Source organism: Halopiger aswanensis (assembly GCF_003610195.1).
In the GTDB taxonomy this organism is placed as follows: Archaea; Halobacteriota; Halobacteria; order Halobacteriales; family Natrialbaceae; genus Halopiger; species Halopiger aswanensis.
In genome coordinates this window covers 683,838-699,455 of sequence record NZ_RAPO01000003.1, presented here as the reverse complement: position 1 = coordinate 699,455, position 15,618 = coordinate 683,838, and the positions used below count along the sequence as shown (strand labels likewise).

Annotated in this window: 13 protein-coding genes; 5 read left to right on the top strand and 8 right to left on the bottom strand. The window is 68.4% G+C overall.

The features are described 5' to 3' along the window. Positions 1-11: 11 nt before the first annotated feature. Positions 12-1,157, bottom strand: a complete 1,146-nt coding sequence (locus ATJ93_RS17400) for a hypothetical protein (RefSeq protein WP_245977629.1) — start codon at positions 1,155-1,157, stop codon at positions 12-14. A gap of 117 nt (positions 1,158-1,274) precedes the next feature. Then, entirely contained in the window at positions 1,275-2,639 is a 1,365-nt protein-coding gene (gene glmM / locus ATJ93_RS17395; protein WP_120245914.1) for a phosphoglucosamine mutase, read from the bottom strand. A 155-nt stretch (positions 2,640-2,794) separates the two neighbouring features. On the opposite strand from glmM, the gene ATJ93_RS17390 reads away from it, so the two are divergent. The 4 genes from ATJ93_RS17390 to ATJ93_RS17375 all read left to right on the top strand — a co-directional run bounded on the left by ATJ93_RS17390 (position 2,795) and on the right by ATJ93_RS17375 (position 6,096). Then, positions 2,795-3,703 (top strand): HVO_0234 family beta-propeller protein, encoded by a 909-nt coding sequence (locus ATJ93_RS17390; RefSeq protein WP_120245913.1) that lies wholly within the window; start codon positions 2,795-2,797, stop codon positions 3,701-3,703. Positions 3,704-3,791: 88 nt separating this feature from the next. Continuing rightward, a complete protein-coding gene (locus ATJ93_RS17385; protein ID WP_120245912.1) occupies positions 3,792-4,403 on the top strand; it encodes a hypothetical protein in 612 nt (203 codons plus the stop codon). Between the two features lie 81 nt (positions 4,404-4,484). Further along, positions 4,485-5,348, top strand: coding sequence for a ribose-phosphate diphosphokinase (locus ATJ93_RS17380; RefSeq protein ID WP_120245911.1), 864 nt, complete (start codon positions 4,485-4,487; stop codon positions 5,346-5,348). Between the two features lie 196 nt (positions 5,349-5,544). Continuing rightward, positions 5,545-6,096, top strand: coding sequence for a heme NO-binding domain-containing protein (locus tag ATJ93_RS17375; RefSeq protein WP_120245910.1), 552 nt, complete (start codon positions 5,545-5,547; stop codon positions 6,094-6,096). 22 nt (positions 6,097-6,118) lie between these two features. On the opposite strand, the gene ATJ93_RS17370 is transcribed toward ATJ93_RS17375, so the two are convergent. The 3 genes from ATJ93_RS17370 to ATJ93_RS17360 all read right to left on the bottom strand — a co-directional run bounded on the left by ATJ93_RS17370 (position 6,119) and on the right by ATJ93_RS17360 (position 12,108). Then, complete coding sequence (locus ATJ93_RS17370; protein WP_120245909.1) at positions 6,119-8,314, bottom strand: CARDB domain-containing protein; 2,196 nt, start codon at positions 8,312-8,314, stop codon at positions 6,119-6,121. 151 nt (positions 8,315-8,465) lie between these two features. Continuing rightward, positions 8,466-11,672, bottom strand: a complete 3,207-nt coding sequence (ileS, locus tag ATJ93_RS17365) for an isoleucine--tRNA ligase (protein WP_120245908.1) — start codon at positions 11,670-11,672, stop codon at positions 8,466-8,468. 193 nt (positions 11,673-11,865) lie between these two features. Next, a complete protein-coding gene (locus tag ATJ93_RS17360) occupies positions 11,866-12,108 on the bottom strand; it encodes a hypothetical protein (protein ID WP_120245907.1) in 243 nt (80 codons plus the stop codon). A gap of 270 nt (positions 12,109-12,378) precedes the next feature. Here ATJ93_RS17360 and ATJ93_RS17355 point away from each other — a divergent pair, with 270 nt between their 5' ends. Continuing rightward, positions 12,379-12,990 (top strand): uracil-DNA glycosylase, encoded by a 612-nt coding sequence (locus tag ATJ93_RS17355; RefSeq protein ID WP_394338801.1) that lies wholly within the window; start codon positions 12,379-12,381, stop codon positions 12,988-12,990. A gap of 83 nt (positions 12,991-13,073) precedes the next feature. Here ATJ93_RS17355 and ATJ93_RS17350 read toward each other — a convergent pair whose 3' ends face one another. From ATJ93_RS17350 to ATJ93_RS17340, 3 genes are all read right to left on the bottom strand, one after another. Further along, entirely contained in the window at positions 13,074-13,769 is a 696-nt protein-coding gene (locus tag ATJ93_RS17350) for a glycerophosphodiester phosphodiesterase (protein ID WP_120245905.1), read from the bottom strand. Between the two features lie 171 nt (positions 13,770-13,940). After that, positions 13,941-14,621 carry an NTP transferase domain-containing protein gene (locus ATJ93_RS17345; RefSeq protein WP_120245904.1) on the bottom strand — a complete coding sequence of 227 codons (681 nt, stop codon included), beginning with the start codon at positions 14,619-14,621 and terminating at the stop codon, positions 13,941-13,943. Further along, entirely contained in the window at positions 14,609-15,604 is a 996-nt protein-coding gene (locus ATJ93_RS17340; RefSeq protein WP_120246046.1) for a hypothetical protein, read from the bottom strand. Before ATJ93_RS17340 ends, ATJ93_RS17345 begins: the two co-directional genes overlap by 13 nt. Positions 15,605-15,618 lie beyond the last annotated feature (14 nt).

Here is a 15,618-nt window from a genome sequence, read left to right as displayed (position 1 = left end):
GCTCGAGTCCATTATTCTCCGTCGTTCCTCTCGGTCTCGAGGTCCTCGCCCGGAACCCGCTCCTGTAGGACGAACGGGCCGAAGTCGGCGGCCGTGCGGCGCGCGACCGTCGCGATCCGCAGGACGTACGCGAGCAACACGGCGAAGGGACTGAACAGCGCCGTGATCGTCGTGCTGACGACCGCGACGTAGACCCAGGGGTGTAGCTCCAGCGCGAGGAGGTTTCCGTAGGCGACGACGACGAACGAGCCGCCCAGCAGCGTCGGAAAGCCGACGTACAGCAGGAGCTTCGAGAGGTCCGCCAACTCCTGTTGCATGTGGACCGTCTTGAAGTACTGCCGAGCGACGTGGATGTCGCCGAGGAGGTCCTCGAGCCGATCGAGTTGGTTCTCGGCGGCCGCCGAGAGCGCGTGGCGGTGGGTCGACCGAAGCTGGCGCACCTCCTGGAGTTGCCAGGGATCGTTGTAGTGGAGGATGACCGAGATCACGTCGAAGGTGCCGAACGTGGCATCATCGAGGGCGGCGATGGCCTCGGCGTCTCGCGGAATCGTCATCGAGACGTACGCCTCGACGTCGGCCCGGAGGGCGTCGGGCGCGCCGCGACAGATGTTCTGGAGTCCGAGCGCCGTCCGCCGCTTCGCCTCGATCAGCACTCGCAGAAAATCGGACGGTTCCGCCGGACTCGGTTGGGTGCCGGTGTGATCCTCGATCGTCCGCCGATAGTCGCGGGTCGCCTCGAGACGTTCGAAGAACGCGCCGGTCGTACCGAACTCCGCGGAGAGGATGAGTTGGTTGATCGCGAGGACGACGGTGATGAAGGGGAGCATGCCGCCGATCAGCGCAGCGGCGATGGCGGTGATATCGTCCGCCTCGGCCGGGGTGATGAGTTGGACGCGGATCAACAGGAGGCAGGCGACGAAGACGCCGACCAGCAGCGCGCTCGAGAAAGCGATCCGATTCCCGTACAGGAACAGCCACTGCAGCAGGTCATCCAATCGGGAGTCCGTGGCGTGCAGCGAATCGGGCTGTGATGCCGGCGGGCTATCAGTCTGAGTTCGTCCGTCCCCGTCGCCGTCGCTGTCGGGGCTGTGACTGCTACCGTCATCGTGACCGCCGTTGTCGAGGTCGGCTGCCCCCTGACTATCGCGGTCGGTCATCCGCCTCGAGCCGTTCGAGTCCGTCCCGTCCGGTTCCGATCACGATCCACACGGTCTCCTCAGTTGCGGACACGACGAACGGACGGAAAGACCTACTGCAGGCAAAGAAAACGGGGATTACGCGTCGGCTTTCGCGTCGGCGAGCGTCTCGTACATCTCGTCGGCCAGTTCGGTCGCGCGGTCGGCGTCGCGGGCTTCGGCGTAGATGCGCACGAGCGGTTCCGTGCCGGAGGGGCGGGCCAGCACCCACGCGTCGCCGTAATCCAGCCGGTAGCCGTCGCGCGTGTTGAGTTCGGCGTCGGCGGCGTGGGCGTGGTTCGCGGCCGCATCCAGCATGGCGTCGCGCTCCGCGGTCGACTCGTACTCGATGTTGCGCCGGATATTGGCGTAGCCGCCGTAGGGTGCGACGATCTCGCTGACCGGCCGCTCCGCGACGAGTTCGAGGAACCGGGCGGCGCTGAACGCGCCGTCGCGCGAGAGGCGGAACCCGGGGAAGAAGACCCCGCCGTTGCCCTCGCCCGCGATCGGGACGCGCTCGCCCTTGGCCTCGAGTTCGCGGATGCGGGTGATGATGTTCGTCGAGCCGATCGGCGTCAGCTCGAGATCGGCGCCGACGTCGGTGACGACGTCGACGAGCCGCTGGGAAACGTTCACTGCGGAGACCGTGGTGTCGCCGGCCTCGAGTTCGGCGGCCGCCAGCGCGGCGAGGGTGGCGTCGCCCTCGACGTACTCGCCGGTTTCGTCGAAGAAGATCGCGCGGTCGGCGTCGCCGTCGTGAGCGATACCGATGTCGGCGTCGGTCGCCCGGACCAGCCGCCCGAGGTCCGCGAGGTTCTCCGGCACGGGTTCGGGGTCGCGGCCGGGGAAGTGGCCGTCGGGCTGACCGTTGACGGTGACGACGCGACAGCCCAGTTCGCGGAAGAACTCGGGGCTGGTGAGCGCGCCGGCGCCGTGGCCGGGGTCGAGCGCGACGGTGAGGTCGGCGTCCGCGATCGTTTCGCGGTCGGCCGCCGCGAGCAGTTCGTCGACGTAGTCGCGGGTAACGCCGTCGACCTCGCGGACGCGGCCCGTCTCGTCCCACGGGGCGACCGCGAACGACTCCGTGAGCAGCGTCTCCTCGATCGTCTCGAGATCCGAGATCGAGAGCTCGATGCCGTCGGGGCCGACGAGTTTGACGCCGTTGTACTGCGGCGGGTTGTGCGAGGCCGTGATGACGACGACGGGGACGCCCTCGCGTTCGGCGTAGGACTGTGCACCCGGCGTGGGAATGATGCCGAGCCGGTCGACATCGGTGCCCGTACTGGCGAGGCCGCTTGCCGCCGCATCGGCTAACATCCGCCCGGTGTATCGCGTGTCGCGGGCGATCCCCACCCGGTCGGCCCCCCACGCCGTTCCGGCTGCTTTCGCGACGCGCAGGACGAACGCAGGCGTCAGCTCCTCGTTCGCGACGCCGCGCGTCCCGCTGGATCCGAACACTTCCATCAGGCGCTAGTCTTACCGGCCCCCTCAAAGGAATTCCGGAGCGCCACAGCGTGCGCAGCGCGTCACCACGGACCGCGATCGGCCGCAGCGACGAGCGATGACGGCGTGGACGACGCAGACGGAACGCTTTCGGGCGCCGCCGCCCACGTATTCGTATGGATTCGATTGAGGAGAAGCGGGTCTACGGCGACCGCGGGGGCGCGCTCGAGGCGTACGTCGCGAGTTCGATGGGCGTCGTCCGCGTCCGCGTCGCCGGAGACGCCGTCGGCGAATTCAGCCTCTGCGAGCGCTGCGACGCACGCGATGTCGCGACGACAGTAGACGGCGAGGCGGTCGCGATCGCGACCGATACGGACGTACGCGTCGCCTCGTCCCAGTCGGCTGCGGACGCAGCCGAAGAAAAGAGGGATGGAAACGACGGCCTCACCTTCGAGGAAACCGGCTTCGGCGAGGCGGTCGCCGTCGGCTACGACGGGACGGACCTCGTCGCAGCGGGTCCCGAGGGGACCGTCGCCTGCTGGCACCCCGAGCGCGACGGCGGCGAGTGGGAGACGCTCGAGGACGAGACCGTCGCGACCGTGCGGGCGATCGACGGCGATCTGATCGGGACCGACAGCGGCGTCTACCGGGTTCACGGCGGCGGGCTGGATCACGTCGGGCTGACCGACGTCCGCGACGTCTCCGCGGCGGGCGTCCCGCTGGCGGCGACCGCCGAGGGGCTGTACAAACTCGGCAACGGCTGGATGGAACTGGCCGAGGGCGCGTTCGACGCCGTCGCCGCGGATCCGCGGACGGAACCGGGCCGACTGACGCGCGCGATCGCCGTCTCGGCGGCCGGTACGGTCCGAACGCTCGCGGACGACGAGTGGACCGAACGCGAGGGACCCGAGGAGTCGATCGTCGCCGTCGGCTACGGCGACGCAGTCTACGCCGTCACGGACCGCGGCTCGTTTCTGGCGCTCGACGAGGACGAGAGCGACGACGGGCCGGTAGCGTGGCGCCCCCATCCCATCGGCGTAACCGACGCGACCGGGCTCGCAATCGGCGCGCCCGTCCTCGAGTGACCGGGCCGTCAGTCGCGTCCTCGAGTGACCGTGTCGTCAGCCGCGCGTCTGACGGGAAGTTAACTACCCGAACTGCAGTGACTCGTACATGCCAGCGCTACCGCGTCGACGACTGCTCGCCGGCGCCGGCACTGCACTCGCGGGTGTGATAGCCGGCTGCTCGAGCGACGCCAGCGACGACTCCGACGGAACCAACCCAGAAGACGAGGGCGAAAACGACGACGATGGAACCGGCGACGCCGACTCGGCCGCCGATTCCGGCGGAGAGTCCGGTTCCAGCGGCGACACCGACACCGACGACGGTGGCGACTCCGCGGCCGACGGTACCGCCCTCGGCGAGATCAGCATCGAGAACGTCCACGACCGCTCGCACACGGTCGACGTCCTCGTCGAGTTCGACGGCGAAATCGAACACTGGACCACCCACGAACTCGCGGCCGGCGACGGCACCACACTCGAGCGCGACTGGCCGACCGAGGCCGGTTCGTTCCGGCTGATGGCCCGCCTCGACGGCGCCGACCTCACGCAGGTCGAACCGGAGCAGTGGAACGATCCCGCCTGTCTCAACCTCGTCGCCATGATCGATCGCAGCGGCGCGCTCAAGATGTTGAGCGACACCGACGGCGGTCCCTGCGGCGACGGCGGCACTAGCTTCGACAGCGATGGAGCAGCCGACACTGCGACCGGCGACGACGAGTGAGCCACCGCTCGAGTTCGGCCCGCCGAGAACGCGGACCGCGAGAACGAAAGCGGGTTTACCCCGCGCACTGTCCTCCCGAATATGATCGTTAGCGGATCCGCGTCGCAGGCCCTCGCCGCGGCGCTGTCGTCCGAACTCGAGGAACCGCTCGCCGCCGTCGAGTACGACCGGTTTCCCGACGGCGAACTGCTCGCGGCCGTCCCCGGCCTCGCCGATGCCGATTCGAATCCCGACCGGGCGGTAATCGTCGCCTCGACGGTCTCGAGCGACGCCCACGTCGAACTCCTGCAGTTGCAGGACGCCGCCCGCGAGGCCGGCGCCGAGGAGGTCGTCACCGTCCTCCCGTACATGGGCTACGGCCGCCAGGACGAGGCCTTCGAAGCGGGCCATCCAGTTTCCGCGCGGGCGGTCGCACGGGCGATCTCGACCGGCGCGGACCGCGTGCTGACCGTCAATCCCCACGAGGAGGCCGTCTGCGAGTTCTTCGAGCCGACGGCGACCGCCGTCGACGCCGCCGGCCGGCTGGCCGAGCCGCTGCCGGCCGATCTCGAGGATCCGGTCTTCCTCTCTCCGGACGCGGGTGCGATCGAGCTCGCGGAGACGGTCCGGGACGCCTACGGCGAGGGCGAGACGGACTACTTCGAGAAGACCCGTCATTCTGGGACCGAGGTCGAGATCACGCCCAGCGACGTCGACGTGAGCGGGCGGGACGTCGTCGTCGCCGACGACATCATCGCGACGGGGTCGACGATGAGCGAGGCCGTCGGCGTCCTCGCGGACCGCGGCGTCGGCCGCGTCTTCGTCACCTGCGTCCATCCGCTGCTCGCCCGCGACGCGTACGCGAAGCTCTCGCGGGCCGGCGTCGAGGCGATCTACGGCACCGACACGATCGAACGCGGTGCCAGCGCCGTCTCGGTCGCGCCCGTACTGGCGTCACACCTCTGAGGCGTGTGGCAATCGGTCGCGGCTCGAGCGCGGGAGGAAATAAATACGAAAGCGAGGCGAATCCGTACCGTCCCGGACTCGAGCGGGAAACCGGCGGGCCGATAGAACGAAGCGGGGCGACCGGCAACTGCAGACGAGTGCCGACCGTCCGCTGACCGACCGCCGCCGCACCCGTCGTACCAGCCGCCCCCGAAGCATGCACGGAATCGTCCACAAAACGCTCGAAACGTACGTCGTCGATCGGACCGACGAGGAGACGTGGGAGCGCGTCGTCGACCGCGCCGACCTCGAGCCGCAGTTGTACCTGCAGGTGTCTCACTACGACGACCGCGAGATCGACGCCGTCCTCGAGACGCTGACCGAGTTAGCGCCGCAGGACCGGCGGACCATCGAACGGGGATTCGGCCGGACCCTCGCCCCCGAACTGCTCTCGACGTTCAACGCCCACATTCGGACCGATCGGGATATCCTCGAGCTGCTCGCCGACCTCGAGACCGTCACCGCCGAGATCGACGCGGCGACCGAGAAAGCGTCCCTGCCGGACGTCTCGAGTCGGCGCGACGGGGACGAGGTGACCGTCACCTACGAGACGCACCGAGAGACGACCTACTGCGGGCTGGCCCACGGGGTTCTCGAAGGGCTGCTCGCGGCCTTCGACGCGGACGGGACCGTCACCGAGCAGGCGTGTGATCGGGAAGACGACATCGACGCCTGCCGGTTTCTGGTGACGATCGAGGACGAGGAGTAATTCGACGACTGCGACGCCGCCGTTACGGGCGCCGCGACCGCAGCGAGAGTACGTGTGCGACTGCCAGAAGTGCGACCAGCGCTGCAATCCCTGCTGGCGCGCCGAATCCGGGAACTTCCTCGAGGTCGGCCGGCGGCCGCGATCGGTTCTCGACGGTAACGGTTGCGGACTGCTGTCCGACGGCGACCTCGTACCGCGCCGGGGACTCGAACCGCAGTTCGTGCTCGACCGTCGCGGTCTCGTCGGCCGCGACTGCGACGGGGATCGTAGTTTTCCCTTCGGCCGTCCGAAACTCGAGGAGGGTGGCACCGGGGCCGTCGCCGGTCGCCTCGACCGTCGCCGACGCTACGATCGGGTCGCCGGGCGCAGCGGTTTCGGGCTCGAGAGTCAGGTCCGTCACCCGGACGCTCGAGTCGCCGACGACGACCGCCGTCAGTTTCTCCGCGCCGACGCGGACGTCGTACGTGCCGAGTTTCGTCGGCGTCCAGGAGAGATTCGCGGTCGTCGCCGCGCCGGCCTCGAGGCGCTGTTGCTGGTAGTCGACGACGTCCCCATTCACCTGTAGCGTCGCGTCGTCGGTGCCGTTCCGATCTCCGGTGTTGGCGATCGTCGCGGGTATTCGAACGGATTCGTCGGCGGGGACGGCGATCGTACGTTCCCCGCCCTGCTCGTCCACGGATCCGAACGACCCGTTCTCGCCGCTCCCGTGTCGCCACGCGCCCCACGGTTCGCCCGCAACGCGAATCCCGTCCGCGTCGATCCCGTATTCGAACTCGGCGACGGGTTGGTCGAAGGCCTGCTGATGGCCGTCCCGATCCCACATCTCGGGTACCGCTTTCGTCCGCGTGTACTTCTCCGCGGCCGCGCGGACGTCTTCGCCGCCCGCGTCCTCGAGCGCCGCGAGCAGCGCGTCCTCGGTCACCGGCTCCTCCCTGGCGTTCAGCCGTCGGAAGACGTCCGCGAGCGTTCGGTCGCCGTCGGTGGCGAGCCGGAGTTGCCGGTCGAGTTCGCCGTAGACGAGCCGTCCCTTCACGTAGGGCGTCCGGTCATCCGACCAACTGTCGGGCTCGGCGAGGACGTCGGTATCGTATGGCGAGCGCTCGCCGTCCGCGAGGAATTCCCGAACGTCCGCGTAGTCGATCAACCCGTGCTCGAGGGCCAACGTCGCGGCGTGGTAGTCGGCCTGGCCCTCGACGAGCCACGCCGTCTCGCTCGTCGTGCCGACGGACGAACGCGTGTACCCCTGGCGAACGTGGACGTACTCGTGGAGCCAGGCGCTGCCGGGGTCGGACAGTTCGGCGTCGGCAGCGACCCACGCGTCAGCGCGGCCGTACTGGACCCCTCTGGGCCCCCAGTCAGCGTCGGTCGGCGCTGCGACGAAGAACAGTTCATCGCTGGCCGAACCGACGTCGAGCCCGTTCCGTGCTGCCTCGAGTTCGTCGAAGATCGCCTCTGGCTCCTCCTGTAGGTCGGCCGCGTCGGGAACGACCAACCTGATCGTCCCCGAGCCGCCGTCGACGGCGCGTTCGTACTCCGTCACCGGACCGAAGACGGCGATGTCGCCGCCGGTCGCTCCCGGGCCGTCGACTTGTACTGTTTCCTCGAGGGCGACGGGCGCGGTGTAGCGGTAGGAGAAGCCGCCGGGGACCTGCACGATACCCCAGTCGCCGGTCTCGACGAAGGAGTAGCCGTCCCGCGACGTGGCGGCCGTCGCCGGTGACGCGTTCGACGTTGCGCTCGCGGTCGAACCCGACGGGCCGGTCGCCGCGACGGCACTCCGACCGACCGCCGTCCGGTTCGCCGGCAGCGTCACCCGAAGCGTCGGCTCGTCGGTCATCTCGGTCCACCGGACCGTCCCCTTCTCGTCTCCTCCCTCGAACCCTCGAGCCGACTGGACGGTCGCATCGGGCGTGAGGAGGACGTTGAGTTCGGTGACCGCGTCGGGAACCCGGAAGCTGAATTCGGCCTCGTACGTCCCCGGTCGGTCGGGAAGTTGGCGCAACGTCGTCGTCCGGTGGAGCGTCGCGCTTGAGGCCGACGAGGCGGCTGACAGCGACGAAGCGGACGAACTCGCCGCCCCGATCGAAGCGGTCTCGGTACCGGTCGGTTCGGCGACGGCACCGCTCGAGTCCCCGCCGGCGGCGAGTCCGAGGACAGGTGCGGAGAGTGAGCCAACGAGGAGAACGACGAAGAAGACGACGGCAACCCGGGCGCGCATGAACGTACGCTTGAAACTGACCGTCAAGTCCTTTGTGGTGTCGGCCGCCGGAGTGGCGGCTACACCGGTCACGTCACGGACTCGAGCGTCGCGGGCTCGAGCGAGACGAAAGAAAAGTCAGCGAGCGCTCACGCTGCGACGGTAGATCGGATCAGTCCGACGCCTCGGCCGCCGCGAGCGGCTCGATCGCGATCTCCATCTGGACGCCCTCGACGTCCCACTCCTTGCGGTGGCCGTCCTCGACCGCCCGCAGTTCGTCGGCGCGGACCTCCTCGCGGATCAGGTCCTCGCGCTCGGAAACGAGGTCGGCCACGCGGTCGTCCGCAATCTCGAGGTCCAGCGCGATGCGTTCCTCGACATCGAGGTCGAGGTCCTTGCGCATCTCCTGGACGCGCCGGATGACCTCGCGGGCGTAGCCCTCGCTCTCGATGTCCTCGGTCAGCGAGGCGTCGACGTAGGCGACGCCGCGGTCGTCGCCGTTCAGGCCGAAGGCGGTGCCGGCGATGTCGTCGGGCGTCTCGGTGACGAAGGAAACCATCGACTCTTCGAGCGACTCGCCGTCCTCGAGCACGTCATCAACGGCCGCCTCGAGCGCCTCGAGCGTGGGGTCGTCGATGCGGGCCTCGTTGAGCGCGTTCATGACCTGCCCGGCACGGTCGCCGAAGGCGGGTCCGAGTTCGCTCATGTCGGCCTCGGCGCTGTACTGGAGCTCCTCCCAGCGGTCCTCCGCGGAGACGAGTTCGATCTCGCGGGCGTTGAGCCGGTCCTCGAGCAGGTCGGTGTGGCGCTCGACCGCGTCGGCGACGCGCTCGTCGTCTGCGGCGACGACGACGCGCGGGACGGGCCAGCGGAGCTTGCGGCCGGCCTGCTGGCGGGCGTTCGCGCCGGCTTCCTCGATCGCTCGCAGGAAGGCGACGTCCTCCTCGAGTTGCTCGTCCTGCCAGTACTCCTCGATCGCGGGCCAGTCGCACATGTGGACGGTGTCGTGCTCGGCGTCGCCCGTGAGGGTGCCGTAGATCTCCTCGGCGATGAACGGCGCGTAGGGAGCCAGCAGCGCGACGGTCTCGCGAAGGACGCGGTAGATCGTCGCGTAGGCGGCCTCCTTGGAGGCGCTGTCCTCCTCTTCCCACATGCGCTCGCGGACGGCCTGGACGTAGAACCGCGAGACGTCCTCGACGACGAAGTCGATGAGGGCGTCGACGGCCTTGTCCTGGCGGCGGTCCTCGAAGTGCTCGGTCATCTCCTGCTTCGTCGACTGCAGGCGGGCCAGCACCCACTCGTCGATGAGCTCGAGGTCCGAATCGACGTCCTCGAGCGTCGTCTCCTGCGGGTCGAAGTCGTCGAGCCGCATGTACGGCAGCGGGAACCGGAAGACGTTCCAGAGGGTGCGGAGGTGGTTCTCCATCGTCTGCATCCCGTCCCAGTCGAAGCGCATGTCCTCGCCCTGCGGGTTGTTCGAGAGCAGGAACAGGCGCATGACGTCGCGGCCGTGCTGATCGATGGCCTCGTGGGGGTCGATGAGGATGTCCTTGGACTTGCTCATCGCGCGGCCGTCGGGCATGAGCGCGTGGCCGTGCATCAGCACTTCCTCGTAGGGAATGTCGCCGATCGCGGCGGTTCCCATGCCGAGCTGCGACCAGAACCAGCCCCGCGTCTGGTCGTGGGCCTCGAGGATGAAGTCGGCGGGCCAGAGCTCGTCGAACCGGCTGTCGTCCTCGGGGTAGTTCAGGGTGCCCCAGGAGGCGACCGAGGAGTCGAGCCAGACGTCGAAGACGTCGGGGACGCGGGTGTAGGTGGTGCCGTCCTCGGTGATCGTGAGTTCGTCGACCGTGTCCTTGTGGAGGTCGACCGCATCGGGATCGACGTCCTGATCGACGCGGTCGACGAGCTCCTCGCGGTCGCCGATGACGATCATGTCCTCGTCGTCGTCCCGATCTTCGGGCGTCCAGACGGGCAGCGGGATGCCCCAGTAGCGCTGGCGCGAGACGTTCCAGTCGGGCGCCTCCTCGACGAAGTCCCGGAAGCGATTGTCGCGGGCCCAGTCGGGGTGCCACTCGCTGTCCTCGATGTTTTCCAGCAGTTCGTCCTTGATGTCGGTGATCGTGATGAACCACTGGTCGGTGACGATCTGGATGATGCCCGTGTCGCAGCGCCAGCAGTGGCCGTAGCTGTGGTCGACGGTGCCCGAGGCAAGGAGGGCGTCGTTGTCCTCGAGATCCGAGATGATCTCGTCGTCGGCCTCCTTGACGAACTGGCCCTCGTACTTGCCGGCTTCCTCGGTGTAGACGCCGTCGCCGCCGACGGGACAGAAGATCGGGAAGCCGAGTTCGCGGCCGCGCTCGAAGTCCTCCTCACCGTGGCCCGGCGCGGAGTGAACGAGGCCGGTACCGTCGCCGTGCGTGTCGACGTAGTCGGCGTCGTAGACCTCGAACGCGCCCTCGGCGTCGACGTGGTCCGGAACCTCCTCGGCGAGCGGGTGCTCGTAGGACCAGCCGATCAGTTCCTCGCCGGACAGTTCCTCGACGACCTCGTAGTCCTCGTAGCGGCCCTCGCGGAGGACCTCCTCGTGTTTGGCCTCGGCGACGTACAGCAGTTCCTCCTCGCCGTCCTTTTCGGCGCGGACGCCGACGTAGTCGCCGTCCTCGTCGACCGCGACGAAGGTGTTCGCGGGAACGGTCCACGGCGTGGTCGTCCAGATGACGATCGAGCCCTCGCGCTCGGCGAGGTCGAACTTGACGTAGATCGAGGGGTCCTCGACGTCCTCGTACTCGACCTCGTTGTTCGCGATGGCGGTTTCACAGCGGGGACACTGCGAGATCGAGCGGTGGCCCTTCTCGACGAGTCCTCGTTCCGCGGCCTTCGAGAAGCCCCACCAGGCGGCCTCCATGTACTCCGGCCGGACGGTCTTGTAGGGGTCGTCCCAGTCCATCCAGACGCCGAAGTCCTGGAAGTCCGCCTGGAGGCCCTCGAGTTGCTCCTCGGCGTACTCCTTACACGTCTCGATGAAGTTCTCCTCGCCGTACTCCTCGATGTCCTTCTTGTTCTCGAAGCCGAGTCGCTCCTCGACGCGGGTCTCGATGGGGAGCCCGTGCATGTCGTAGCCCGGGCGGTCGGTGACGTCGTACCCCTGCATCCTGAAGAAGCGGAGGTAGACGTCCTTCAGCGTCTTGTTCCAGGTGGTCCCCATGTGGGCCGACCCGGAGGTGTACGGCGGCCCGTCGACGAAGAAGAACGATTCCCCGTCCGATCGGTGCTCGACCGTTTGCTCGTAGGCGTCGACCTCGTCCCAGTACTCGAACACCCGCTGCTCGAGTTCGTGGGGGTCGTACTGGTCGTCGACCTCGCCGAACCTGCTCATACGTGACGTGATTCGCTCAGACATTAAAGGGGAATCGGTCCCGCAGGCGCGGACGCGGAGGCGGAGGCGAAGGCGAAGGCAGCGGCGCAGCCTCGAGGCAGACAACGTCGAGCAGGCGGAGCGAACGGAAAACGGCGAAGCGTCGAAAACGAAGACCGGACGAGAACGAGTACCGACCCGATCGGATCAGAGATCAGTTCAGTCGCGTGCGCACTTCCACGAGCAGTTTCTGGTACCCGAGCCCGTAGACGCCGGCGTAGATCATCACGGCGCCGATGGCAGCGAGCCAGAGCGCGACCGTCTGTTCACCGGCGCCGAGGTGCTGCGTACTCGCGTACTCGGCGGCGATGCCGGCGATCGTGAGCGCGCTGGCGGCGACCGCGTAGAAGAGGACCGACAGCGATTCGATGATGAGTTCCGGGTCGAGCGACGTCATTAGCGCTGAAATGCCGCTGGGAGAACGTAAACTTGTCCCATCGTGTCTGCTCGCCGAGACCCGCGACCCGGACGATTCACGCTCGACGGGCCACGACCCGGGCAACCTAAGCCCGCTGAGTACCGAAACGCGGGCGTGTTCCCACCGAACGCTTCTCCGTCCGACTCGAGCGCCGACGCGGACGCGGACTCGAGCGATGCCACCGACTCGGGCTCGGAGACGGGTTCGAGTCCGCCGACCGACCCGCCGTTCCCGCAGTCGCGCAACGTCATCGAACCCGACTGTACGCGCTGTCCCGCGCTCGCCGAAACCCGCGAGTGCATCTCGTGGGGCACCGGCCCCCTCGACGCGAGCGTCGTCGTCGTCGGCGAGGCGCCGGGTCCCGGCAACCCGGACGCCGACCGCTGGAAGGGCGGCAACTGGACCGGGAAGGGCTACACCTCGCGCCACTCCGGCCGGCGCATCCGGCGGATGCTGGCCCAGGTCGGCTACGACGACGAAGCCTACTACACGAACGCCGTCAAGTGCTTCCCCGCCGACCCCGAGGACCCCTCGAGCAACCGCGAGCCGACGCCCGAGGAGCGCGCGAACTGCCGGCCGCACCTGCTGAGCGAACTCGAGACCGTCGATCCGGCGGTCGTCCTCGCAACCGGCAAGCACGCGACGACGACCGTGCTGGCGGCCGAAGGGAAGGAACTGGACGGGTTCGTCGACTGCGTGCTCGAGCCGGTTCGCTGCGAAACGTTGGACGTCTGGCTCGTGCCGATCCTCCACCCCTCGTATCAGGACGTCTGGATCGGCCGACTCGGCTACGAGCCCGACGAGTACCTCGCGGCGATCGGCGAGACGCTCGAGGAACTGTGCGGACGCGCCGACGAGTAACGGATTCGGCCGTCGGCGCGGTATTGCGGAGCGATTTCAGCGTCGGTGACGCGAGAGCCGGTTTCGCGACGCCGCCGTTCCGATCACCGAGACTCGACGGTCACTCGAGGCGAGGACGGCGCGACGTCCCAGCGGTCCGCGGTGACCCCGTCGACGCCGGCGTCGCGAAGCGCCCGAACGTCGGCGGCCGTCCGGGCGGCCTTCCAGGCGATGACGTCGAAGCCGTGCTCGCGGGCGGCGGACACGACGTCGGTTTCGACGCAGAGGTCGTAGTGGGGGAACACGTGCGTACAGTCGAGGTCGACGGCCCGCGAGAGGTTTTCCTCGGGTTCGTCGCCGAAGAGTAGCCCGTTGGGCACGTCCAGGTAGTTCGACTCGATCTCCGCGAGCGCCTCGGGGAGAAACGACGAGACGCGGACGTCGGCCCCGGCCGCCATCGCCAACTGCAACGTATCCGACGCGATTCCTCGCTCTTTCAGTTCGAGTTGGACGGTCACGTCGTCCGGAACGGCTTGCAGCACCGCCTCGAGGCGGGGAATCGACTCGCCCGATTCGAGTACGTCGAGTTCGCGAAGGGTGGACCACGGCGTCTCGGCGACGCGACCGTCGACGCCGGTGACGCGCTCGAGCGTGTCGTCGTGAAACGCCACCAGTTCGCCCGACCCGCACCGTCGAACGTCGACTTCGACCGCGGGTAGTCGGCGGGCGGCTTCGCGCAGCGCAAACAGGGTGTTCTCCGGAAACTGGTCTGCACAGCCGCGATGGCCGATAATCTCCATCTATCCGGTTCGGGGGAGCCACAACGCATCAACATTTTGGTTCTGGCGTCGAATACCCGACAATTTGGCTGAAATTCGCTGAAAGTTGAATTTGTGTCAAAGAGCACTCGGCGAATGGGTCGCGGCGCCGCGATGGGATCCGCGTTCGCGACTGCGTCCGGTCCGGCCGGGTTACGAACACCGGATCTGGTCTGACGCGAGCCACGCTCGAGCGCGCTCGAGGTCGGTCGGGCGATTGATCTCGACGTGGTGATCGGCCGGGAGCAACGACGGCCGCGTCGGCGTTCGGGGGTAGACGCAGGGGTACCAGTCGTCTACTCGCTCTCGCAGGATCCGTATCGCCGTCTCCTGGTGGCGACGGCTCACGATTCCGACGCCGGCGTGTTGGTGGCCTTCGATGAGTCCGTAGTCCGTCACGCGACCCAACTCGTCCCAGCGGATCGCCGTCTCCCCGTTCTGCAGCCCCGGGATACACCCGACGAGGTTGAGACGGCCCGCGAGGGCGTCGAACTGGTCCGTCAGCCAACCGACCTCGCGCGCGTCGACGAGCACGTCGCCGTTGAGCACGAGCACGTCGTCGTCGATGCGCCGGAGCGCCAGCAACAGCGACGCGGCGTTCTCGTACCGCTCCCAGTCGTGAAGGACGATCGGATCCGCGGGATCGAACCGGTCGACGACGGTCTCGTGACGATAGCCCAGGACGACGCTCGTTCGGTCCACGTGGGGCTCGAGAAGGGCACGCTGGCGGTCGTACAGCGTCCTACCGTCGAACTCGAGGAAGGCCTTCGGGACGTCGTCGGTGTAGTGGCCCATGCGTCGACCGCGACCGGCGGCCAGGATCACGCCGCGCATCGGCACACCTCCTCGACTGCCGCGGCGGCGCGCTCGCCGGCTCGGCCGTCCATGGGGATGCCGAGGGCCTCGAGCCAGGCCGCGCGACGGTCGCGCACGTCGGCGGGCTCGCCGTTGCGGTACAGGTCGTCGACGAGTTCGAGGTCGATCGCGTCCGTCGTAACGCCGATCGGCGGCACCTCGCGGTCCGGCGCGTCGATGGCGGTCAGCTGGACGAGGGGCCGACCGGTGTGGAGCCACTCGGCGATCGAACCGGAGTAATCCGAGACGAGCAGGTCCGATCGACGCATGCTCTCGGTCGGGGTCGTCGCCGTATCGAAGACGACGTTCGGGAGATCGGCGATCCGCGCTCTGCACTCCTGAGTGACGGCCAGTCCGGGTCCCTCGCGCCGATCGGTCGGATGCGGCCGAAAGAGGAGTTCGTACGCCGTGTTCGCGAAGCACTCGACGACCGAGCGGGCGGTGTTGACGTACGCGCCGCGACCGACCATGTAGTTGGTCGGCGCGTACAGCACCCGGCGTTCGCGGGGCGGCGGCGCGCCGACCAGCGCGTCGGCCTCCGGAATCCCGACGACGGTCACCCGAACGTCCGGCGGCGCGGCGGCCCGGTACGCCGCCGCCCAGCGTTCGCCCGGCGCGAGCGCGACGGCGACGTGCTCGAGGATCGTCTCCGTCGTGACAGCGATCTCGCCGCGACCGATCGACGCGCCGTGGCGGACGTGGACGAGCGGATACTCCGTCGGAAACGAGAATCGATCGATGCCGAACCGGTGGTTGTACACGACGACCGACGGGTCGATCGCTCGGACGTTCTCGTCGACCGCACCGGGGTCGTCGACCTCGATCTCGGCGATCCGGTCGCTACAGCCGCGCGCGTCCGCTCGAACCGGGACGAACGCCGACTCGAGAGTGACGTGTCGATCGATCGCCTCGAAGGTCTTTCGCATGAACGGGCGCTCGATGGCGTACAGCACCGCTACCACGTGTCGGCCCTCCG

Excerpts from the sequence above, each read along its gene's own strand:
- ATJ93_RS17380 (WP_120245911.1), top strand. The coding sequence starts at position 4,485 with ATGATCGTTAGCGGATCCGCGTCGCAGGCCCTCGCCGCGGCGCTGTCG.
- ATJ93_RS17375 (WP_120245910.1), top strand. The coding sequence starts at position 5,545 with ATGCACGGAATCGTCCACAAAACGCTCGAAACGTACGTCGTCGATCGG.
- glmM (WP_120245914.1), bottom strand. The coding sequence starts at position 2,639 with ATGGAAGTGTTCGGATCCAGCGGGACGCGCGGCGTCGCGAACGAGGAG.
- ATJ93_RS17400 (WP_245977629.1), bottom strand. The coding sequence starts at position 1,157 with ATGACCGACCGCGATAGTCAGGGGGCAGCCGACCTCGACAACGGCGGT.
- ileS (WP_120245908.1), bottom strand. The coding sequence starts at position 11,672 with ATGAGCAGGTTCGGCGAGGTCGACGACCAGTACGACCCCCACGAACTC.
- ATJ93_RS17350 (WP_120245905.1), bottom strand. The coding sequence starts at position 13,769 with ATGGAGATTATCGGCCATCGCGGCTGTGCAGACCAGTTTCCGGAGAAC.
- ATJ93_RS17370 (WP_120245909.1), bottom strand. The coding sequence starts at position 8,314 with ATGCGCGCCCGGGTTGCCGTCGTCTTCTTCGTCGTTCTCCTCGTTGGC.
- ATJ93_RS17345 (WP_120245904.1), bottom strand. The coding sequence starts at position 14,621 with ATGCGCGGCGTGATCCTGGCCGCCGGTCGCGGTCGACGCATGGGCCAC.
- ATJ93_RS17390 (WP_120245913.1), top strand. The coding sequence starts at position 2,795 with ATGGATTCGATTGAGGAGAAGCGGGTCTACGGCGACCGCGGGGGCGCG.
- ATJ93_RS17385 (WP_120245912.1), top strand. The coding sequence starts at position 3,792 with ATGCCAGCGCTACCGCGTCGACGACTGCTCGCCGGCGCCGGCACTGCA.
- ATJ93_RS17360 (WP_120245907.1), bottom strand. The coding sequence starts at position 12,108 with ATGACGTCGCTCGACCCGGAACTCATCATCGAATCGCTGTCGGTCCTC.